The sequence below is a fragment of the Coraliomargarita sinensis genome, from assembly GCF_003185655.1.
Taxonomy (GTDB): domain Bacteria; phylum Verrucomicrobiota; class Verrucomicrobiia; order Opitutales; family Coraliomargaritaceae; genus Coraliomargarita_B; species Coraliomargarita_B sinensis.
In genome coordinates this window covers 50807-71780 of the sequence record NZ_QHJQ01000010.1, presented here as the reverse complement: position 1 = coordinate 71780, position 20974 = coordinate 50807, and the positions used below count along the sequence as shown (strand labels likewise).

Below are 20974 nucleotides of genomic sequence, written 5' to 3'. Positions count from 1 at the left end.
CGGATCATCCCCGGAAACTCTTACTACTAAGTGCCGACCCCGCTGAAGAAGTATTCCTTAGCCGGCACTTGGACACGGAGGATCATGGCCAGCACGAGTTGAAACTCATTCAATCGCTCGACGAGCTAAAGACCCTCGATCTGGATAAGGTTTGCCATGCCATTCTACTGGATATCCGGTCTGGGTATGACGAGGCCATTAAATCGATCAAGTGGATCGGCGAGTTGCAAAGCCAGGTCGCGCTGATCTGCCTCTGCTCCAATCACGATCAGCTCAAAGCCTATAAGTCGGTCATGCATTTGATCGATGACTACATCCTGGCCGACACCCTGCCGCACGGAGAGCTCTGCGTACGTATTAGCCATGCGATCAGAAGGCGCCTGAAAGAACATGAGCTACTTCACGAGCAGGATCTACTCCATTCCCTTATGGAGAACATCCCCGATGTGATTTACTTCAAGGACCGTGAGAGCCGGTTCACAAAAGTCAACAAGGCCATGGCCGCCAGCTACGGCCAGAACGTGGACAGCATGATCGGCAAGAATGACTTCGACCTGTTTACAGAGGAACACGCCCTCCCAGCCTACCAGGACGAACAACGCATCATGGAAACAGGTGAGCCTATCATCGGTAAGATCGAAAAGGAAACTTTTGTCGATGGCACGACCAAGTGGGTGAACACAACCAAGGTCCCCTTACGCGACAAATACGGACGGATTATCGGAACGATGGGGATTTCCCGGAATATCTCCGACCTGAAACGCGCTCAGGATACACTGACAGAAGAGCACCGCTTACTCAGCACCATACTCAATAACATACCGGACCGCATCTTCGTCAAAGACAGGGAGGGGAAATACATTGTGAGCAACCGTCTCCACCTGAAATTTTTGGGCGCGAGCGATGAGGAAGATGTTATCGGCACAACACTCTATGATCATTTCCCAAAGGAGCGGGCTGAAAAATACTTTAATGAGGATATGGAAATTATCCGTAGCGGTATCGGCCTCATCAATTCGGAAGAATCCCGGGAAAACCCGGATGGTAGCATCATTTGGTATCTGACCAGTAAAGTGCCTCTAATCGACGAGACAGGAAAATGCGTCGGCATTGTCGGTATTTCACGGGATATTAGCGCCCAGAAGCACAACGAAGAGCAGTTGCGCAATACCATCGAGGTGCTGAACGATACGCAACTGCAACTGATCGAGGCGGAAAAGTTAAAGACTGTGGGCAGGCTCGCTGCCGGCGTCGCTCATGAGGTCAAAAACCCCCTGAACGTCGTCAGTCTGGGGGCCGAATACCTCGAAACAAAAGTAACGGAGCCTCAGGAACTGATCGACATTATCAAAGACATGAAACAGGCGGTGGAAAAAGCGAATACCGTCATCTATCAACTACTCGATTACTCCTCGCCCCATGAGGTCACCACCGGCCCCCAAAATATAAACACCATCATTCGGGAGGTGCTGGCATTGATGCGTCATAATTTCAATGAAGCCCATATCGAAGTCATGACCGATTTGGCCGGCGACCTACCGATGATCGCCGTCGACGGGCAGAAAATGGAACAAGTCTTTATCAACCTCTTCCTCAATGCCATTGGAGCCATGAAAAAAGGTGGCACACTGAGCGTGCGCAGCTACTTGCAGCAAATGACGAACACCGGCTCAAATGTGTCCAGCCAGATGACAGAGCTCTTCAAAGTCGGCGAACACTTCGTCACCATTGAGGTTGCCGATACCGGGCAAGGCATCACGAATCAATCCGCGGATAAGCTGTTTGACCCCTTCTTCTCCACCAAGTCCACCGGAGAAGGCACAGGACTGGGACTCTCTGTCACACGAAGTATTGTTGAAATGCACCGGGGAATCATTACTTTAGATAATCGAAGAGACGTCCCCGGCGCCTGCGCCACCCTACACTTCCCCGTTAGCCCAGACCCCCATGCATAATTCCGGCCACTCCAAAGCGGGAGATAAAACTCGCGTCCTCGTCATCGACGATGAAGAGCGCTTCACCAAAATGGTAAAGCTCAACCTGGAAGGTACGGGGCTCTATTCTGTGCGCGCCTTGAACGAAAGCCGCAAGGCAATCGACGTGACCCGGGAATTTGAGCCCCACATCATTCTACTCGATGTCGTTATGCCGGAGGTGGATGGAGGCGATGTCGCCAACAACCTGCGTGCCCGCACAGCCACCAAAGACATCCCGATCATTTTCGTCTCCGCGATGGTCTCGAATAAGGAGTCACACTCCGGTTTCTACGAAAGCGGGGGCGAACATTTTCTCGCCAAGCCCGTCACCACGGAATGCCTCAGCGGAGCGATCGAAGAAGTCCTCTGCAAAGTTAAGTAATCGGGGCATACGACATCGCGGACGCCTTCCTTCCGGCGGTCGGGGCGGAGGGATTGCGTTGCCATCTTCGCTTATTTCATTCGCTTCGTCGAACCCGGAGGTGCGGCTTCGCCGCATCGCCCTTTCAGGGCTCATTTCGAATCCCACCGCCCCTCCAGACACAAAAAAAACCTCCGCTTAAGCAGAGGTTTAATTTTGGTCGGGGCGGAGGGATTCGAACCCCCGACCCTCTGCTCCCAAAGCAGATGCGCTAGCCAGGCTGCGCTACGCCCCGTCACCAAAAGAAGCGCGAAGTGCATCATAATAACAGCGCCTGTCAACGCGGATTTTTATCGAATTTAAGTTCGCGATTTAAAAGACGGACCGGCAGCCTAACCCTTCAATCATGAGGGTTTTCCCGAACAGATTAAATACGGTTGCGGCTAATGCTTCCCTGCATGTCTGCTGCCTGATCTGCCTCGCGACAGCCATCTCACATGGTGCAACCTTGCAACAGCAGGTCGATCAAGCGGTAAGTGCCTTCACCACTGGCCAATACCACAAATGCTACTGGACCTTTGAGAGTATTGAACTGGATTTCGGACAGGAACCTGAATTCCTCGACCGAAATTTTCAGAAAACTATCTTACCTGTCCGTGCTTACGCGGCAATGATGGCGGAGAGGCCGACCGATGCCCTGGTTCATTTCCAAACACTTTTATCCGGGCATGAGGTCAGTCCCGGCGTGCGAGCCTTTGCCCTGTATAACAAGGCAATCGCACTCTCCCAGACAAATGCCCCGGCTCAGGCAGCCCGCGCCTTTCGGGAATTTCGGCTGACTTACGACGGGAGCAACGAAGCACATTTGGCTCGCCTGCAGGAAGCCGATTTGTTGGCAGAGGTTGGAGAAATCGAGACCGCCAATCAGTTGCTGGATGATTTTTACCATTCCGAAGCTCCAGAGAGCCTCCGTATGCAGGGTCGCCTGCGTGCTTTGCAACTCGCCAGCGACCGCGGCGACAGTAAACGGGTCAACCGGATACTCTTTCAGAGCGACTGGAGCGTGGAAAGCATGCCGGACATCGCGGTGCTGAGCTTTGCGGCCGTAGAAGCGGCCGACCTTCTCCTGCAAGACCACCTGCACGACGAAGCCATGCGGGCCTACCGACTCGCGCTCCCGAAAGATGTGCTCATCGAAAAGCAGCGCGAACGATTGAGCGCCACGAAACAATCTTTTCGCCAAAAAGCTGATTTTGCGTCGAGTATCTGGAAAAGCTATTCGTCCCAACTCATCACCCGGCTGGAATCGCAACTGGCCAAGCTGGAATCCATGCCGGACTACACCCCCGGACTTTATTTACGCAGAGGCCAGGCCTACTTGCTGGGCGAGCGCTACCGGGAAGCGGCAATCCTCTTTAAAATCATCGCCCAATCCGAACGCTACGACAAGGACCTACGGGCGGAAGCCCATTACCGCTGGATACTTGCCTTAAGCGAGGCCGAAGACTGGGACGCCGCACGTCAAACGGCTGAAATGTTCATCGAGGCCCACCCCACGCATGCCTTGGCTAGCAGCGCACTGTTTCTTGTCGCACGTTCCTATCAGGGTGAAGGGCGCTACCCCGAAGCCGTCGGAGTGCTCGACGACCTGATCCGCAACTATCCCGATGACCAACAGGTGCCGCGCTGGTATTTCACCCGCGGCTACAACTACAGCGTGCTTGAAAATCAGAATGAAGCCCGCGCGAACTTTGAGACCGGGGCCGAGCAATTTCCCCGGAGTAAACTTCGTACCCAACTGAAAATGTGGGCGGGGCTGACGTACTTTTTTGAACGTGATTACGAGGTTGCGCTGAAAAGCCTGGATGAACTGGCAAAAGACAACCGCAACCATGCCCTGTATCCGGAAATTCGCTACCGGATCGCCAATGTGCAATACGCGATGCGTAATCATTCCGATGCTTTGAGGACGGCGGAAGCCCTCATTGAAGATTTCCCCGGCCACTATCGCTACGCCGAAGCGCTGGCACTGAAAGGAGATATCTACATGGGCATGGGGGAACTCGCGACGGCGGCACACGCTTTTCGCCAAGTGCCTACTGATTCACCGCAACTCTACGACTATGCCGTTTTTCAAGCAGCCAAGATCTATCGTGCCCTGGAACGTTACGACCTGCTCCGGGAACACCTGCTTGCCTACGTGGAGCGGGAAGATGCCAATGAACGGCCAAGGGTCAGCGAAGCGCTCTACTGGATAGGCTGGTCCTTTCAACAGGAAGGCCGGGCCGAGCAAAGTTTTACACTCTTCGAAGAGGCATTGAAGCGTTTTGGTAATGACCCAAAAGCCAGGGCAGTCGAGTCCATCCTCTCGGCCTATTCCGAGCTTTACCGCAGACAAAATGCGGCCGACGACTTCAATATTTGGCTGCAGGAAACGATGGAGGAAAGTCTGGCCGAGCGCCAGCTGACATGGTTTGCCCGGCTCACCCAATTCAAATCTCTTCGTCAGCAACGCCTGAACAAAGAATCCCGGGCTGATGCCACCCTGCTTTCCATCCACCGAATCGTCCCGATTGACCAACAGGACGCCGTCACACTCGCCTCCGTTGGAGTCGTTCTTGCCGAGGGCGGTTATTCTGCAGCCGACGCTTATTTTGAGCGTATCTTAAATGAATTCCCTAAACGGACTGAACGCGCTGCCGCCTTTTACGGCAAAGCATTGCTCGCGAGCCAGGCGGACCGTCTTGATGAAAGCCGCCGCTGGCTCGTGCGCTTCCTCGAAGAAACACCCACACATCCACTGGCAGCCGATAGCCGGATATTGGCAGCGGATGTGCTCCGGCGGCAAGGGCTCTACGATGCGGCGACCGAAGGTTTAAACGAAATCCTGCAACTCAAGGCAATGCGGGGACGACCTCATGCCAGAGCTTTGGCGGGATTGGCACGCATTGAAACCGACCGGGGCGACCCCAAGCGTGCGATCCCCTACTGGCAGCGCATCTATACACTCTACCGCGCTTACCCTGAGCTACTTGCCGAGGCCTACTGGGAGAGTGCCCTGCTGTTCGAAAGGATCGACGATCCGATCGCTGCGCACAATACCGTGCTGGAAATGTTGCGCGACGAACGACTAAAAGACTTTGAACAATACGAATTAGCCGAAGCCAGACAACCACAGTGGGAGCGGAAGGCGCGGGAACGGAGTGCCTTGGCCGAACAAAATGAACCTCATACAGAAAAGGAGGCCAGACAGTGAAACACACCGCGACCGTTTTCTTTCTGATCATACCAATGGTATGTTTTGGTAGAGGGATCGCTCCGCCTGAGCGTGATACGATTGAACAAGAACTAAACTCCCCAATCACGTGTCACCTGAAGAACGGCCAAGCCATCGCAGGCCACCCGGTCACTGTCACCGAAGAACAAATACAAATTGCAGCTGCTGAAGGAGCCGGCGAAATTATCTTCACATTCAACCATGACGAAGTCGGGCGAATCGAAATTCCCGGTGAGAGCTATAAGAGCCTCGCGATCGAATGGATGGAGAGCGGCAAGCCGGAAAAAGCTCTGGAGTTGATGGACCTGCTTTATCAGCAACGCAAGACGCTGCTGCATGTCATGCCCACAAGTGAGTCCAATTTCTTTGTTCTCTACATTCAGCTGATCCTTGATTCACCCGATCCGGCGCGAGCCATTGGCGCCAGCGCACGACTACGCCCGCAGCTCAAGAACCCGGCGGCACTGCGCGCTCTGGATAATGCAATTTTAGAAAGCTACCAGAAGCTGGAGCTATACGAAGAAGCGATTCCCCTGGCTGAAAATTTCGTCCATAACAGAACTCCCTACGGTAAGAGTGCCCTTGGCCACTATGTTCTGGGATGCCAGCACCTGCGTCACGCCGAATACGAAAGGGCGCTTGAAATCGCACTGCAACCGATCGTTTTTTCCTCGCTACTCCCTAAAGACAAACTGGCTCACTGCTATGCGGTCGCCATCTGCGCAGCAATGGAACTGCGTGAACGTGATTACGCAGCAACTCTCTTTGCAGAGATGCAAGGGCGTGGGTTCCTTTGGCCACAGGGAGATTCAACCCTGAAACCCTACCTGAATAAAATCGAAGAACACCTTGCTGAAAATGAAGCTAAATAAACACTCCCTTCGCATTACCTGTGCTCTAATACTTTCCATCTGCAGTCTTTCGGCGCAGAGTGCCGAATCGGCCAAGGTAACAACGGAAGCCAATCTCAGCTTGTGGGGATTGATTCAACAGGGCGGATGGGCGATGTATCCGCTCGGAATCTGCTCACTCGTAATGTTCTTCCTGATTTTTTACGCATGGAAAGAAACCCAAAGAGGCAAGTTCTACACAAAAGAACAAACCGACTCTGCGAGCAAGCACCTTTCCGATGGCTCGGTTAAAGAATGTACCGCCGCCCTCAGCTCGAACAATACCCTACTTGGTCGGGCCCTTGCCCCCACCATTCCGAAACTGGACCAGGACAGGGAGAAGGCCGAAGCGCTTTTTGTGGAAAATCTGGAAGCGGAAGAAAACTCCGTCAGCCAATGGGTGACCTACCTGAATGTTGTGGCTTCGGTCGCACCGATGATCGGACTACTTGGCACAGTCAGCGGCATGATCAGCGCCTTCCAGACCATCGGGCGCGGCGGGATGGGACGACCGGAACTGCTGGCCGGTGACATCGGGGAAGCCTTGATTACCACGGCCACCGGACTGACCATCGGCATCCCGGCGATGATAGCCTACTTCGTTCTGCGCAACCGCTTGAACAGTGCCATGATCGCGACCGCTCAAGCCGGTACGGAAATCATGGACACCAGCAGCGGCGATTAAGCGGCGGCGAAAGGCCACCGGCATGCGACGAGAGCCTGCCCTCGATTCAATCATTCATCGGCAATGGCTCCAGGCCCCCGAAGATACAGAAAGGTTTTCTGTAAGTATATAACGATGCTGGCGACTAGTTATTCCTAACACGCAACATCGCAAATAAACAGAAAACCAAATAAGGGAATAGAAATGAATAAGACAATTATCACACTTATCGTTGCGAGTTTGGCAATCCCGGCAGCGGGATTGTATGCACACTGTGGCAGCTGCGGCGCAGGCGGACACAGCGACAAATCATCTCACAAGAAAAAAGCCAACATCGTTGAGACAGCTGTGGCTGCAGGTAGTTTCGAAACACTTGTTGCTGCGGTCAAAGCGGCAGGTCTTGTCGAGACACTCAGTGGCGAAGGTCCGTTTACAGTGTTCGCCCCGACGGACGAAGCGTTCGCCGCATTACCGGAGGGAACGGTTGCGAGCCTCCTGAAACCCGAGAATAAAGATCAGTTGGTCGCCATCCTTACCTACCACGTGGTCCCGGCCAAGGTAAAAGCCAAGGACGTCAAAGCTGGTGAAGCACCTACCGTCAACGGCCAGACCGCTACAATTACCGTCAAGGACGGCAAGGTTATGGTCGAAGGTGCAAACGTCGTAAAAACTGATGTGAAGGCCAGTAACGGCATCATCCACGTGATCGACAAAGTCATTCTCCCCGAGTCCTAATAAGACTCCAACCACTCTTTCAGGTGCTTCCTTCGGGAAGCACCTTTTTTTTACCCCGGCCCGACAATCGACGGCACTGCCGAGCCATCGCTACCATCAATTTACCAGAACACACCTTCTGTAGGAGATATTAGTCGTATCGAACCACTTGTCTTAGTCTTCCCTCTCAGGAATTTTCAATAATTCGAGAGCCAGGACAGACTCAAGCACAACCACATCATCCTCTCCGAAGAGATTACCCGGAACAAGTGCCGGATTCGTCACCTCAAGGTAACCCTCCTTCTTGTAGTTGGCCAGGCGCAGACGTTTGTTTTCATCAAGACGACTACCGGCTAATAATTTATCTTTCATCAGAAAAGAATACTGCACTCCCATGTAGTTCTGTAGCAGCGAACGCCCCTGAACACCAACAAATGTAAAGTAGTGGCTTCTCACAGGTCTTAATCTTCCGGATGCGTTCGGCTTGTACTGTTGATAACATGCAATCACGCCATACCAGCCTTCGGTCAGCTTGGAGAGTTCCTCAAGACTCGGAGCATGGGTCCTCCCGTGGCTCACGATAACATATCCTTTCAAATTTCTCTTCGAATATTTTCCAGCATACCGATCCAGAGAACCATAAAACCAGGATTTATGATCAAAATAGCGTTCCACATCCTCCGCAATTCGCTCGATTGAGGAATCCCTGCGTTGATGGGGCATGATCTCCGGGGCAATCGTTTCACCCCACCATATAAGAATATTCAAAAACGTTGAATAGATGAATGGATATCTTTCTCCGATTTCCTCTTTACCTAATGATGGAATCTTTGTGCGATCCGGAACCGCGCCCACACCAATAGAAACAGGACGAGGGCCCTGGGACTTGCTTAATTCCTCCAACCGGGAGTTGCTATTTACAATATAAGGGTCGGTCTCACCTCGTTTTAATTTCCCCGTTACGTAGTCCTGATCCGCCCTGGACAACGAGGTAATCGGAACATTAAAGACACGGTCGTCTAAAACCCGACGGAACTTCACCTTGTATTTTGTCGCAGACACATACTCTGCCCGAATCTCACGACCGGATTTATCCGTCCATATCCGAACTTCACCAAAACATGAACCAGCAAAGAAAATCACCAGAAGGATTACGGGGCTTTTGACCATCGGAGCTACATAATATCGGTAATGTCTTATGCCTCCGCCCGCTTCCGGGCATCGGCTTCGATGGCTTCGAGCATTTCTTGCATCACTTTTCCGGCAGCTTCTTTCACTGATGGCAACTCTTCGGGCTCACTGACTTCCGAACGACCGAAAACGTAGAACTTAATCTTGGGCTCAGTGCCGGAGCCTCTCACGGCAAAGCTGTAGCCGTTGCCCAGTTCGAGAAAGTAGAAGTCCTGTGGCGGTATCTTTTTGCCGTCTGCATCTATAATCTCGTCCTTACCGAAGTCCGTGAATCCGGAAACCTCGACATCGCCAAAAGCCTTTGGCGGGTTGCTGCGGTATGAATCGAGGATGTTCTTAATTTTCTGCGCGCCAGCCGCACCTTCGTAGTAGATATTGATGGTTTTTTCCTCGTAATAGCCGTGCTGCAAATAAAGGGCGTCGAGATACTCCGGAAATGTCATCTCGTTGGCTTTCAGATAAGCCGCCAGTTCACAGAACATCACAACGGCTGCGTTGGCATCTTTATCACGCAGTTTATCCGTCGCGAGATAGCCGTAACTTTCCTCCCCTCCGAAGACGAAGTAGGTGGAATAATCGAGAAGCAGATCGGCACGTGTCCAAACATCGCAGGCATCGTAGTCCACAGCCAGGCCCTCCTTCTCCAGGAGCTTTGCTTTCATCTCTGCTTCGTAAGCAGCGAGTTTTTCGCCGATCCACTTAAAGCCGGTCAGGGTATTGATCGTCTTCAACCCGTGCCAATCCGCGACGGACTCCTGCATCGGACTGGTGACGAAGGTCTTAATCAGTGCGGCACTCTCCGTGCCGTCCTCGGGAAGGATCTCCGCATCTTTCAAAGTGGAAATGCGATATTCGGCCAGCACGGTGCCGATCTGGTTCCCGGTCAGCAAGACCATCTCCCCTTCAGGATTGCGGACGGCAACCCCCATGCGGTCGGCATCCGGGTCGGTGGCAACGACCACGTCGGCACCGGTTTCGTTTGCCTTGGCAATAGCCATCTCCAGAGCTTCGGCATTTTCCGGATTGGGCGACTTCACGGTGGGAAAGCGGGGATCCAGGACGCTTTGTTCCGGCACTTCGATCACCTCGACACCAAGCTTTTCCAAAACGGGCACTGAACTGATCGCCCCGGTACCGTGGATAGGGGAAAACACAATCTTAGGTGCTTCTTTCTGCATCACTTCCCGGTCGATGACCATTTCATCAAGAAGTGACAGGTAGGGTTTGTCCGCTTCCTGTTGCAGCGTAACGACCGGATCAAGATTCACTTCGAGGAACTCGGGCAGCTCCTCCAGTTTCACCTGATTGACCAGGTCGACGATGCCCTCCGCGTGCGGGGACACTACCTGGGCACCGTCTTCGAAGTAAGCTTTAAATCCGTTGTCATGCGGCGGATTGTGGCTGGCCGTAATCACGGCACCGCAAGTCGCCTCAAACTGGCGCACACAAAAGCTGAGCTGGGGGGTCGATCGTGGCCCGTCGAAAATCAGGGCTTGTCCACCGAGCTTGCACCAGGTTGAGGCCGCAAGCTCACAGAAGTGGCGGGAAAAGTGTCGCACGTCATGAGCGATTATGAAACGCGGCAGGTCATGGCGGCCGCTCTCGCGAAGATATTTCTCGCAGTAACGGAAAAGACCGATGGTAGCTTTAATGATGTTAAAGTCGTTCAGCACGTTGGTCCCCACCGCCGCGTGTTCGGGCGTACCTTGCGGACCTTCGTTCCCGATTTCCACCGACGAGGACACACGCCCGATCGTCCGCCCCCGGATACCACCGGTCCCAAAAGCCATGTTCTTGTAGAAACGGTCGTTGAGTTCGTCCCAAGCCTCCTGCTCCACGAGCTCGCTGATACTGGCGCCGACCCATTCCGGCAGAAACTCGGCCGAAGCCCAGACTTTTAGATTTTCGACGGCACTGTCGAGGAGCTTGCCCTCGTCCGCTGCGGATTGCGCTTTCTCGATTATAGACATCTCTGGATTTATTTTATAGAATCGCTCTGTTGAATCACCCGCAAAACGGACTTCAGCGTTTGCAGGTGCTGTGGAATTTTTTCGAAAACTGCCTGAGCAAGTGCTTCGACGTAGGCGTGGCTCGTGCGATTGCGGTCATCGATCCAATCGAGCAATTTCATTGAGAGCGCTTCATCCATTTGACCAATTCGGAACAACTCACGAAAACTGCCGCGCGGATGATTCGCTTCGATCGATTCTTGCGTGTATAGCCACTCGCGAGCCGCTTTCCAAACGGCTTCCGAACTGAATTCGACTCGCTGAATGGTAGCATCCCGCACAATCACACTGAATGGTTCCTCCAAGATGTCTTCCAGAGCGGCAACCGCCTGCCGTGCCTGAATTAATTTTTCCATACACGGCCCTCGTTATCAATTTTTTCAAGCGTTGCAGGAGAAACGGTGCGGGTATCGACGGTATCCAGTGGATAAATAATCTTAGAAGACCGCTCCAGCGCATCAGTAAACCGAATCAGGTCTTCATCGGCAAAACCCGTTTGCGGAAAAACCGCCAAGTCGAAATCGCTGCGGGCCCGGGCATCACCACGCGCACGCGATCCGAAAAGCACGAGCTTGTCATGGGGCAGAGTTCGGTCGGCTATGGCCCGAATCGCCTCTTCCGTAAGCGCGGCAGCATCAACTGTGTCCAAGATCGACATCAAGTAGATGCTGGAATCAGAATCTGCAATTGGCAAGACTAGTCAATAATCGTACCCTCCTTGATTTCCGGTTTGGACGAAAGCCCGTTCCACCGCTCGACAAAATCCTTCTCATCCGCGGCAAACCGATGACTGATCTCAAAGGTGAACGGCGGCAGGCCGGAGTCGTCCGTTTTTATCTCAACACCGGCTGCATTCAGCCAGCGGGTGAACATGCGAAGCTGATCCTCCTTGCAGGATTGCGGGGAATCGATCCCTTCAGCATTCTTCACCGGGCTGAAATCATCGCCCCGGGCCGCTTCGATAATCACCGGGTTCTTGGCCAGCGGCAGCGCGTCAAAGACAAACATCTCAAACTTCACGCCATTCGGTTCATCCGGGCTCGCGACAGAACCGTCCGCATCGACGTAAGGGATTTTCTTATTGGCCCGGTGAAACGGCAACTTGGTCTCCGAAGAGTCCCCGCCTGCGCGCGCAATAAAATCGCGGTCGAAAATGTGTATGGCCACACTGCCTGCCTTAAAGCGAATACCGCCATCCGCATCGGACTCTTCCTGCATCGATTCCGGCATATCGCTGTATTCGATGACCTTGGTGACACCGTCCTGGGTGCAAAAGTGCCCGACCTTCTCGAGCGCATAAGCCTTGGGCACCATCTTACTGGAGAGCTCCGACTGGCCCAGGACGTGGAAGCCCACGAAGGCAGGATCAACGCATTGCACGATGGGATTATCCACCTGAAAATAGCTGATAATATCGACACCATGGGATTTCATGGTATCCACAGCCCCGCTACGGGCCAAAGCTCTCAAGGATCCACCGTGACCGTCCGGAGTCATGGCTATTCTTCCTTTTTCCGAGAGTAGAATTTTACCCTGCAGATCCACTGCCGGCACAAGGCCCTGAACGATAAAATGGACGCTGTCCTTGGGCAGTCCGAAGTAGTCGTTCTCCTCAAATGCCGCCACCGTGGCCACATTGTTTATCTCACTGGTCAGGATGAACCAGGGGATCGTGACCCCGAAGCGCTCACCCGAACGCATGATCTTTTCCGCAAAAACCTGGAACAGGGACTTACGGGTCAGAGGCGTCACGGGATAGGTGCCCTTGGGCCCATCGTAGCCCAGGCGTGTCCCTTGGCCGCCCGCCACGGTAAAGGCGGCGACCCGTCCCCATCGAATGGCCTCGGCACCGGCTTCGAAAGCGCGGTGCCATTCAGTGGCACTGGCCTCATTATTCGGCAGCGCGATATAGGGAGCTGGCTCGAGACCGTCCAAATTCACGGAGGCATGCGAATCCCCCAGCACATGTTCCTGGACCAGAGTGCCGACCTCCTCCAAATCGATCGTGCCGGCCTGGGCCAGCAACTTTTCCTTTCCCGAATCGTCGAGTTCGTCAAAGAAACGAAACACCTGCCCCTGGCCGGCTTGTTCAAATTGAGTGATGAGCGAATGCATAAGATTACCTGGGTTGATCGTCAGCGGTTCTGTTAAAAACTCGGGAGGCAAAAGGCAAACTTCGAACCATCAGCCGGGTAAATTCATCGTTAAAATCAGGCTCGGCCGGGAAAATGCGCGATCAGGGGTCCTCGGAGAAGCGAAAGAGCAACTCATCCGGGCGCGAGTAGCCGAGCCGTTCGCGAACCACTCGCTCCAGAAATTCAGGATCTTCCAGCAAACGCGAAAGGTAAGCCTCCTTCTGCTCGAACTCTTTTCGAGCTTGTATGAGTTTCGACTCAATTCTAACTTGTCGGGCCTTAAAGTTCTCAAACTCCCGGTGAGTTTTCAGCAACAGCCCCCCGAAAAAGACGACCAACACGCCCAGCATGCCCAATAGCATGATTAACAGAACGCGCTCTTTACGCTGTGCGGAGTTTCTCGGCATACCTTGCTTAGAGAAGTTGATTTTATATCCATTGAAAAGGGTAATTTAAGTCCAGCCATGTATCAGGATTACTTTGGATTCACGGAAATGCCCTTCCACGTAACGCCCAACCCGCGTTTTCTTTTCCTCAGCCCCACCCACGAGGAGGCGCTACAGCACCTGCGCTATGGTATCGAAGACAAAAAGGGCTTCATCGTCCTGACCGGAGAAGTCGGCTGCGGAAAGACTACCCTGTGCCGAAAACTGCTGGAAGAGCTCGAATCGCGCGAGGAAGTCGACACCGCCCTTCTCCTCAATCCCCGGGTTTCCGAAACCCAGCTGCTGCGCGGCATCATGAAAGAACTGGGCGAAGAGGTGAAAGCGCGCTCGAAAAACGACCTGCTCGACAAAATGAACGACGCCCTGCTCGAGCGCATCCACGCCGGGCGGGAGATCGTAGTGATCATCGATGAGGCACAAAACCTCTCCTTCGAGGTTATGGAAATGCTGCGGATGCTCTCCAATCTGGAAACCTACGACCAAAAGCTGCTGCAAATCATTCTCATGGGCCAGCCGGAGCTGAACATCAAGCTCAAGGAGGAACGCCTGCGGCAGCTACGGCAACGCGTGCTGGTGCACTACGACCTCAAGCCACTCAACGCCCAGGAAGTGCAGCTCTATATCAACCACCGGCTCACGCTGGCCGGCAGCAACGGCCGTATCCAGTTCACGCAGCGTGCCGTGAAAAAGATCGCCGACGGCAGTCTGGGCATCCCGCGAATGATCAACAATATCTGCGACAAGTCCCTCCTCTCCACTTTCATCCGCAACGGCAACGAGGTAAACTGGTGGGACGTGCGCAAGGCCCTGAAAGACATCAATCGTTTACACAGGAAATAGCGAACGGCTCGTTAGCCTACAGTCATTAGGCATTAGCTTTTAGTCATTACTCATTTATCAAAACATGTCCCTGATCAACCAAGCACTGCGTAAAGCTCAACGCGACCGCACCCCCACACGGATGGGGGATCGCGATGCCAACGGACCTTCCACGGCCGCTCCGGCAAGCGGAAGCGGAATGAAACCCGGCCTGCTCATTGGATTGATTGCCGCCGTTGCCTTGCTTCTGGGACTGGTCGCCGGGCTCAGCGTAGTGGTTCTAAAAGGTGATGACCCCGCACCTCTCGCCCAGCAGCCGCCGACGACTAAGACGGAAAATCCAGCCGGGGAAGCGCCGCCCGAGCAGCCAAAGCCCGGGCAAACTGCGGAGAAGACGTCTGAGCCACTTGAACCGCTGGCACCGCCTGCCGTGGCCTCAACACAAACACCACCTTTGGAGCAGGAAGCCACCCCGACTGTTGTTGACGAATTGCGCAAGGCCCGCGAGGCCGCCGAAGCCAAAGCGGCGGCTGAGGCCAAAGCCGCGGAAGAAGCGGCGGCGCGCGCTGCGGCAAAGCCCAGTCAGGAGATTATCGACTGGCTTACCCAGTCAAAAGTCAACGGAGTGCGGCTTTCCGATAGCGAAAGCAAAGTCATTCTTAACGGTAAATCTTACTCTGTCGGCGAATACGTGAACTACGCCCTCGGCCTAAAGGTCATGATCATTCAGGAAAAGCGCATCCTCTTCGTCGACGAAAACGGCAAGAAGTACATGAAGCGTATTTAGTGGACTTCTGAAGGTAAAAGGTGACAGGGGGCCTAATTAAACAGCTCGCTGTGAGAGCCCGTGCGATCCCACAACAAGTCGTATCAGTTATCTGATAAATCAAAAGCCAGTCGGGTCCAATATGACATTCGCGGCAACCTAGATAGTTCCCGATCAAGTTATGATCGTGTAATACTTTGCAAAAACTTTGATCATTTTGGAAACAGGTTTTTGTAGCGAACTTGCGCCAGCAAGGTCGAAGGTGTGTCCTGAATGCCAATCGACGGCACTGGCGTGCCATCGCTAGGGCGGAGAAGGATCAAATCTTTTTTAAATAGGTATAACTTCTCCTCAAGCGGTTGTTCGTTTGCCAAAACGTCAATAACTGCAAGCAAGTCGTCTTCGTCTCGATTGGACGACTTAAGCTTCTTCAAGTCTTTCTTGAAGCGGTTCTTGAAGACAACGTTAAGCATTATTGACAAGGTCTTTAAGCACACTGCTTACCTCGTCCATACTGGTGTAACGCGGCAGATCGGCGGTCGGTTCATTGATCGCTTCAAGCGTCTCTGCATTAGGCAGATGGCGCACAAACTCTAAGACATTTCCCTTTTTATTTTAGGGAAGGCGTGCAATCTCTTCAATGATTTCTGCTGCCTTCATTAGGAGTATTATCGTTGATTTCATGGGAGATTGCAAGCCAACTGTCGTCGTGTGCGATCTCGGCCTTGAGTTCATTTTAAATGATTAGATCAGTTCGACACGGTCAATCGTCTCCATCCCGAGAGCGTCCCCCTCCAGCTTGAAGAGCACCGTGCTTTCCTCTCCCAGATCGCCGGCGATCAAGGCTCGGGCGAGACGTGTCTCCACCTGCTTCTGCAGGAAGCGCTTGAGCGGGCGGGCGCCGTAGACTGGGTCGTATCCGCGTTCGGCAATCCAATCGCGGGCACTGTCATCGAACTCGATGGTGATCCGGCGCTCGGCCAGACGATTGTTCAAGTCGGCCAACAGCAGATCCACGATTCGGGTGATTTCCTCGAGCGCGAGGGGCTTGAACAGAATAACGTCGTCAATCCGGTTCAGGAATTCGGGACGGAAGCCCTGCCGCAGCTCGGCCATGACCGATTCGCGCACGCTTTCCGGAATCTCGCTGCCGGCCACACCCTCGGTGAGGAAACGACTGCCGACGTTCGAAGTCATGATAATGACGGTGTTCTTAAAGTCGACCGTATGCCCCTGCGCATCCGTGATACGCCCGTCATCCATGACCTGGAGCAGGACATTGAATACATCGGGGTGCGCTTTCTCGATTTCATCGAAAAGAACGACACTGTAGGGCTTACGGCGAACCGCTTCAGTCAGTTGCCCCCCTTCGTCGTAACCGATATAACCGGGAGGCGCCCCGATCAAACGGGCCACGGCATGCTTCTCCATGTACTCCGACATGTCGATACGGACGATGTTTTCCTCCGTGTCGAAAAGCGTTTGCGCAAGGGTGCGCGCGAGCTCGGTCTTGCCCACGCCGGTCGGTCCGAGGAAGAGGAAACTTCCGATCGGCCGGCGCGGGTCTTTGATACCGGCCCGTGCACGCAGGATGGCTTCGGAGACAAGGCTGACGGCCTCATCCTGTCCGATCACCCTTTCATGTAGGACATCTTCGAGTCGAAGAAGTTTCTCTTTTTCGCCCTCGACCAAGCGGGTTACCGGGACACCGGTCCACTTGGATACAATATCGGCAATTTCCTCTTGCGAAACTTCCTCCTTAAGCAGCGCCCCCTCCTGAACTTCCGCAGCCTCAAGCTTCTGGAGTTGCGCTTCGAGTTCTGGCATTTTACCGTGCCGCAACTGCGCCACCGTGTTCAGGTCGTAATTACGCTCTGCTTTTTCCATTTCGATGCGGGTTGCGTCAATCGCCTCACGAACCTGGCGGATCTCGTCGATGGCGCCCTTTTCCTTGTCCCATTGCGCCCGCAGTCCGGATTCTTTCTCGCGAACATCCGCCAACTCCCGCGAAAGTACGTTGAGCCGTTGTTTGGACGCTTCGTCCTTTTCATTTTTCAACGCGGCCTCTTCGATTTCCAGCTGGAGCGCGCGGCGGGATAAGGCATCGAGTTCCTGAGGCATGCTGTCCATCTCCGTGCGGATCATGGCACAAGCTTCGTCGACCAGGTCGATGGCCTTGTCCGGGAGAAAACGCTCACTGATGTACCGGTGCGAGAGAATGGCTGCCTGCACCAGGGCGTTATCCTGAATACGCACACCATGGTGCAGCTCGAAGCGCTCACGCAGGCCGCGCAGAATCGAAATCGTGTCTTCGACATTGGGCTGGTCGACCATCACCGTCTGGAAGCGACGTTCGAGGGCGGCATCCTTTTCAATGTGCTGCCGATATTCGTCGAGCGTGGTGGCCCCGACACAGTGAAGCTCGCCGCGGGCCAGCATGGGCTTGAGCATATTGCCCGCATCCATGGCACCTTCGGTCTTGCCCGCGCCAACAATCGTGTGCAGCTCGTCAATAAAGAGCAGGATACGTCCTTCGCTGCCTTTGACTTCGGCGAGGACGGCCTTGAGCCGCTCTTCAAATTCGCCGCGGTATTTGGCGCCGGCGACCAGAGAGCCCATGTCGAGGGCGAAGATGGTCTTGTCCTTGAGCCCCTCGGGCACGTCCCCCCGCACAATGCGCTGGGCAAGCCCTTCCACGATCGCGGTCTTACCGACGCCCGGTTCACCGATCAGAACGGGATTGTTCTTGGTTTTGCGCGACAGAATACGAATGACCCGCCGGATCTCGTCATCACGACCGATCACCGGGTCCATCTTTCCCTTGCGGGCCTGCTCCACGAGGTCGATCCCGTATTTCTCAAGGGCTTCGAAGGTTGCTTCGGGCGTTCGTGTATTCACCTTCTGGTTGCCCCGCACCTCTTTCAGGACTGAGTAAAATTTATCCCGGTCGATCTCAAATTGTTGAAAGAACTTGGCGAGTTTTCCGCTGGCGGCATCGAGTAGCCCCAGAAACAGATGCTCGGTACTGACAAAATCATCGGACAGCTTTTCCTTCGCCTTCTGTGCTGCTGCCAAAGCTTTCTGCAAGGCGGCGGAGATATAGACCTGGCTGGCATTAATGCTGCCACTTGCTTTCGGCAGCGCATCCAACTCGCGCTTGAGCGCCAGATCCAAAGCAGAAGTGGTGATCCCCATACGCTCCAGCAAGCCCGGCACAATACCGTCTTCCTGCCGCACAAGCGCTAGTAGCAGATGCCAGACATCAATCTCCTGTTGGCCGTGCTGTTGTGCAAGCGACTGTGCCTCTTGAAAGGCAAAGGCGGACTTCTCGGTAAAACTGTTAAAATCAATATTCATACTTATTTGAGTTGCATGGTTCATTCCAGAATTCACCCGCGCGATGAAGATAAATTACATCTATAAGTATCTATCAATTAACAGTTTGCATACCAATAGAACAGCATCCATTGATTCCAAAAAAACTCGGTGTGAGTCAAAGCCGGCAACAGGTGCGACAAAATGGCCCATTTCGATTCCATCTCGACACTTTGCTGCTTAAGTGTAGTCCATGAACCTATGAAAACGAGAATTAGAGTCCGGACGACGCGCTTGTGGACAAGTCTTGGCCTTCTCGCCGCTTCCCTACCCCTTTCGCTACCCGCCTACCAACAGGGGAGCTATTTTCTGATCGATGTACGCGAAGACGCGAAGGCAGCGAGCAAAACCGGTCGGATTGTTGTAGCCGCCTCGGTCTTCCAGAAGAAAGCCCCGAAAGCCGGGACCGGTATTGCGGCCAAGGCGAAACGCAGCGAATTCGAAACCGAGATTACCAGCCTGCGGACAAAAGACAGCGACTTTGGCAGCCCGGGCAGCGAGTTGATCAAAAAGAAAAAGGAAGGCGCGGACAGTGAATCGTCATTCGGCGAAACCGTTCCGGCCTCCGGCGGCTTTTTCTTCGATTTTTAAGCGTTCCTATTTCCTGGTTTTCTTGGCCCGCTTGCGCTGCGGATAAAGTGTTTGGCATATGTCGCAGACCATACCGTCACAGCCGCGGGCCGTGCAGTGCTCGCGCCCGTAGTAGATAATCTGCAAGTGCAGGTCGTTCCAGCTGGACTCGGGGAAGAGGCGCTTCAGATCACGCTCGGTTTGCACGACGTTCTTGCCCGAAGTCAGCCCCCATCGCTGAGCCAGCCGATGTATATGCGTATCAACGGGAAAGGCGGGCACGCCAAAGGCCTGGCTCATGACGACGGAAGCGGTCTTGTGCCCCACCGCCGGCAAGGCCTCCAACGCCGCCATATCGGCGGGCACTTCCCCACCATGCTGGTCCAGCAGGATGCGGGAGAGTCCAGCGATGCCCTTCGACTTCATGGGCGACAAACCACAGGGCCGAATGATTTCCCGAATCTCCTCCACGGAGAGCCTGGCCATATCGGTGGGATTGTCCGCCCGGGCAAAAAGCAATGGTGTCACTTTGTTGACCCGTTCATCCGTGCATTGGGCCGAGAGCAGGACCGCGATCAAAAGCGTGTAGGCATCCTTGTGGTCCAAAGGAATTGGCGGATCCGGATACAGCTCGTTCAATCGCTTCAGAACATAGGCGGCTCGTTCGGTCTTGGTCATAGCTCGAAATGAAATTGATCGACACGTCCGGGGCTAGCCAAAAGACCGCGACGTCAGTAACGTTCGCATAAAAAAGCCGCCCCTGCGGGCGGCTGAAAAATCAGGAGAGCCGGATACAGGTGCTAGAACCAGCCTTTCTTGCCATTGATGTAGGTCGCGACGAACTCTTCGTCCGACTTGGTCAAATACATGATCCCTTCGACCAAACCGATAATTCCCATGACCCATGCAAATAACCCCAGGGTGAGCACAGAAACCAGCAGCATGATGACGCCTTCCTTGGTATAACCGAGGATGAACTTGTGAATACCCAGTGCGCCGAGCACGATAGCCAGAATACCGGCGACAATTTTCTTATCGGCACCGGCGGGCTTGGCAGCTGGTGCGGCGGGTTCTTGGGGAACGTTTTCTTCAGACATGTTAGTGCTTTCGTTAGTTGTGGTTAGAAATTTCCAGTTAATGCATCAGTCGTTTACTTTTCGAGAAAAATTTATGAGTCGCCTGACGCCGGTTCCGCTTGATCTCGCTATAGAACCGAATCGATGGTCTCCCGGTCACGCTCGTCGCGTTGTTTGAGTTGCTCCTCCCCTTTTTCGAGGGTTTTAAGTGTCACCTCGACCCCGAAAAAGGCGGTCACGGCGGCCGCAGTGGCAAAAGCGAAAATGAACACAGCGGCATAACCGCTCACCATAAAGACCCGCTTGGACAAATACAGGATGACAAGCAGGGCGACAAAAACGAAGGAAGCAAGTGGCAGATATTTTCCCGCCCAATCAGCTTCGATTTGCGGGACCACACGCACATCCACAACCCCGTAGGCGAGCAAGCCGAAGAAGAACGGAAGAATCAGCGCGACTGTGGCCGCCAGAAAGCCGCGGTCGCTTTTCAGCAGGCCCATGAAAACACGAGCCACCACAATCCAAGCGACCGCAAAAGCCCCCAGAACGACGTAGAACTGGGTCGAACCGGGCTCATAATCAATGCAGGCAGAGACCAGTTCTGAGACGGAATCGATTAATTCCTGGGGCATGATTCAAGGTTTTCCCACAGTAAGGCAGACTTTCCCCTGACGGGCCACCTTATTTTGCATGGATCGCGTGCCC

20 protein-coding genes, 1 tRNA gene and 1 pseudogene are annotated in these 20974 nt (G+C 53.9%); 9 read left to right on the top strand and 13 right to left on the bottom strand.

Going from position 1 to position 20974, the window contains the following annotated elements:
• The first annotated feature begins 68 nt into the window (after positions 1-68).
• Both DDZ13_RS12815 and DDZ13_RS12810 read left to right on the top strand, forming a co-directional pair.
• Positions 69-1955: a PAS domain-containing protein gene (locus DDZ13_RS12815; protein ID WP_110131856.1), complete on the top strand. Its 1887-nt coding sequence runs from the start codon at positions 69-71 to the stop codon at positions 1953-1955.
• Positions 1948-2358, top strand: coding sequence for a response regulator (locus tag DDZ13_RS12810; protein WP_110131855.1), 411 nt, complete (start codon positions 1948-1950; stop codon positions 2356-2358). Before DDZ13_RS12815 ends, DDZ13_RS12810 begins: the two co-directional genes overlap by 8 nt.
• A gap of 196 nt (positions 2359-2554) precedes the next feature.
• Here the strand turns inward: DDZ13_RS12810 and DDZ13_RS12805 are convergent.
• Positions 2555-2632: transfer RNA gene (locus DDZ13_RS12805), tRNA-Pro, on the bottom strand.
• A gap of 111 nt (positions 2633-2743) precedes the next feature.
• On the opposite strand from DDZ13_RS12805, the gene DDZ13_RS12800 reads away from it, so the two are divergent.
• The 4 genes from DDZ13_RS12800 (at position 2744) to DDZ13_RS12785 (ending at position 7903) form a co-directional block, all read left to right on the top strand.
• Positions 2744-5593 (top strand): tetratricopeptide repeat protein, encoded by a 2850-nt coding sequence (locus DDZ13_RS12800; protein WP_110131854.1) that lies wholly within the window; start codon positions 2744-2746, stop codon positions 5591-5593.
• Positions 5590-6486 (top strand): hypothetical protein, encoded by an 897-nt coding sequence (locus DDZ13_RS12795; RefSeq protein WP_146209365.1) that lies wholly within the window; start codon positions 5590-5592, stop codon positions 6484-6486. The genes DDZ13_RS12800 and DDZ13_RS12795 overlap by 4 nt, the downstream gene beginning before the upstream one ends.
• On the top strand, positions 6473-7189 hold the full coding sequence (locus DDZ13_RS12790; RefSeq protein ID WP_110131852.1) for a MotA/TolQ/ExbB proton channel family protein: 717 nt from the start codon (positions 6473-6475) through the stop codon (positions 7187-7189). The genes DDZ13_RS12795 and DDZ13_RS12790 overlap by 14 nt, the downstream gene beginning before the upstream one ends.
• A 183-nt stretch (positions 7190-7372) precedes the next feature.
• Positions 7373-7903 carry a fasciclin domain-containing protein gene (locus DDZ13_RS12785; protein WP_110131851.1) on the top strand — a complete coding sequence of 177 codons (531 nt, stop codon included), beginning with the start codon at positions 7373-7375 and terminating at the stop codon, positions 7901-7903.
• 153 nt (positions 7904-8056) lie between these two features.
• Here the strand turns inward: DDZ13_RS12785 and DDZ13_RS12780 are convergent, their stop codons facing one another.
• From DDZ13_RS12780 to DDZ13_RS12755, 6 genes are all read right to left on the bottom strand, one after another.
• On the bottom strand, positions 8057-9052 hold the full coding sequence (locus DDZ13_RS12780) for an SHD1 domain-containing protein (RefSeq protein WP_110131850.1): 996 nt from the start codon (positions 9050-9052) through the stop codon (positions 8057-8059).
• A gap of 26 nt (positions 9053-9078) precedes the next feature.
• Positions 9079-11043: a phospho-sugar mutase gene (locus tag DDZ13_RS12775; RefSeq protein ID WP_110131849.1), complete on the bottom strand. Its 1965-nt coding sequence runs from the start codon at positions 11041-11043 to the stop codon at positions 9079-9081.
• Between the two features lie 8 nt (positions 11044-11051).
• The gene (locus DDZ13_RS12770; protein WP_110131848.1) at positions 11052-11438 is read right to left on the bottom strand and encodes an HI0074 family nucleotidyltransferase substrate-binding subunit; all 387 of its coding nucleotides are present in this window, start codon (positions 11436-11438) and stop codon (positions 11052-11054) included.
• Positions 11426-11776, bottom strand: coding sequence for a nucleotidyltransferase family protein (locus DDZ13_RS12765; protein WP_199221121.1), 351 nt, complete (start codon positions 11774-11776; stop codon positions 11426-11428). The genes DDZ13_RS12770 and DDZ13_RS12765 overlap by 13 nt, the downstream gene beginning before the upstream one ends.
• Before the next feature lie 2 nt (positions 11777-11778).
• Positions 11779-13197 (bottom strand): UTP--glucose-1-phosphate uridylyltransferase, encoded by a 1419-nt coding sequence (locus tag DDZ13_RS12760; RefSeq protein ID WP_110131846.1) that lies wholly within the window; start codon positions 13195-13197, stop codon positions 11779-11781.
• Positions 13198-13318: 121 nt separating this feature from the next.
• Positions 13319-13624: an FtsB family cell division protein gene (locus DDZ13_RS12755; protein ID WP_110131845.1), complete on the bottom strand. Its 306-nt coding sequence runs from the start codon at positions 13622-13624 to the stop codon at positions 13319-13321.
• 57 nt (positions 13625-13681) lie between these two features.
• Here DDZ13_RS12755 and DDZ13_RS12750 point away from each other — a divergent pair, with 57 nt between their 5' ends.
• Entirely contained in the window at positions 13682-14503 is an 822-nt protein-coding gene (locus DDZ13_RS12750) for an ExeA family protein (protein WP_110131844.1), read from the top strand.
• 64 nt (positions 14504-14567) lie between these two features.
• A complete protein-coding gene (locus DDZ13_RS12745; RefSeq protein ID WP_110131843.1) occupies positions 14568-15269 on the top strand; it encodes a hypothetical protein in 702 nt (233 codons plus the stop codon).
• 32 nt (positions 15270-15301) lie between these two features.
• Here the strand turns inward: DDZ13_RS12745 and DDZ13_RS16035 are convergent.
• The 3 genes and pseudogenes from DDZ13_RS16035 to clpB all read right to left on the bottom strand — a co-directional run.
• Positions 15302-15435: pseudogene (locus tag DDZ13_RS16035) on the bottom strand (type II toxin-antitoxin system YafQ family toxin); the annotation flags it as partial.
• A gap of 25 nt (positions 15436-15460) precedes the next feature.
• Positions 15461-15721 (bottom strand): hypothetical protein, encoded by a 261-nt coding sequence (locus tag DDZ13_RS15640; protein ID WP_199221126.1) that lies wholly within the window; start codon positions 15719-15721, stop codon positions 15461-15463.
• Between the two features lie 271 nt (positions 15722-15992).
• Complete coding sequence (clpB, locus tag DDZ13_RS12730; RefSeq protein WP_110131841.1) at positions 15993-18605, bottom strand: ATP-dependent chaperone ClpB; 2613 nt, start codon at positions 18603-18605, stop codon at positions 15993-15995.
• A gap of 219 nt (positions 18606-18824) precedes the next feature.
• Between clpB and DDZ13_RS12725 the strand changes: the two genes are divergently transcribed.
• Positions 18825-19214 (top strand): hypothetical protein, encoded by a 390-nt coding sequence (locus DDZ13_RS12725; protein WP_146209364.1) that lies wholly within the window; start codon positions 18825-18827, stop codon positions 19212-19214.
• A 6-nt stretch (positions 19215-19220) separates the two neighbouring features.
• Here the strand turns inward: DDZ13_RS12725 and nth are convergent, their stop codons facing one another.
• The 3 genes from nth to DDZ13_RS12710 all read right to left on the bottom strand — a co-directional run bounded on the left by nth (position 19221) and on the right by DDZ13_RS12710 (position 20901).
• Positions 19221-19871, bottom strand: coding sequence for an endonuclease III (gene nth, locus DDZ13_RS12720; RefSeq protein ID WP_110131839.1), 651 nt, complete (start codon positions 19869-19871; stop codon positions 19221-19223).
• A 122-nt stretch (positions 19872-19993) separates the two neighbouring features.
• On the bottom strand, positions 19994-20290 hold the full coding sequence (locus DDZ13_RS12715; RefSeq protein ID WP_110131838.1) for a TM2 domain-containing protein: 297 nt from the start codon (positions 20288-20290) through the stop codon (positions 19994-19996).
• Between the two features lie 107 nt (positions 20291-20397).
• Positions 20398-20901: a hypothetical protein gene (locus tag DDZ13_RS12710; RefSeq protein ID WP_110131837.1), complete on the bottom strand. Its 504-nt coding sequence runs from the start codon at positions 20899-20901 to the stop codon at positions 20398-20400.
• Positions 20902-20974: the final 73 nt, after the last annotated feature.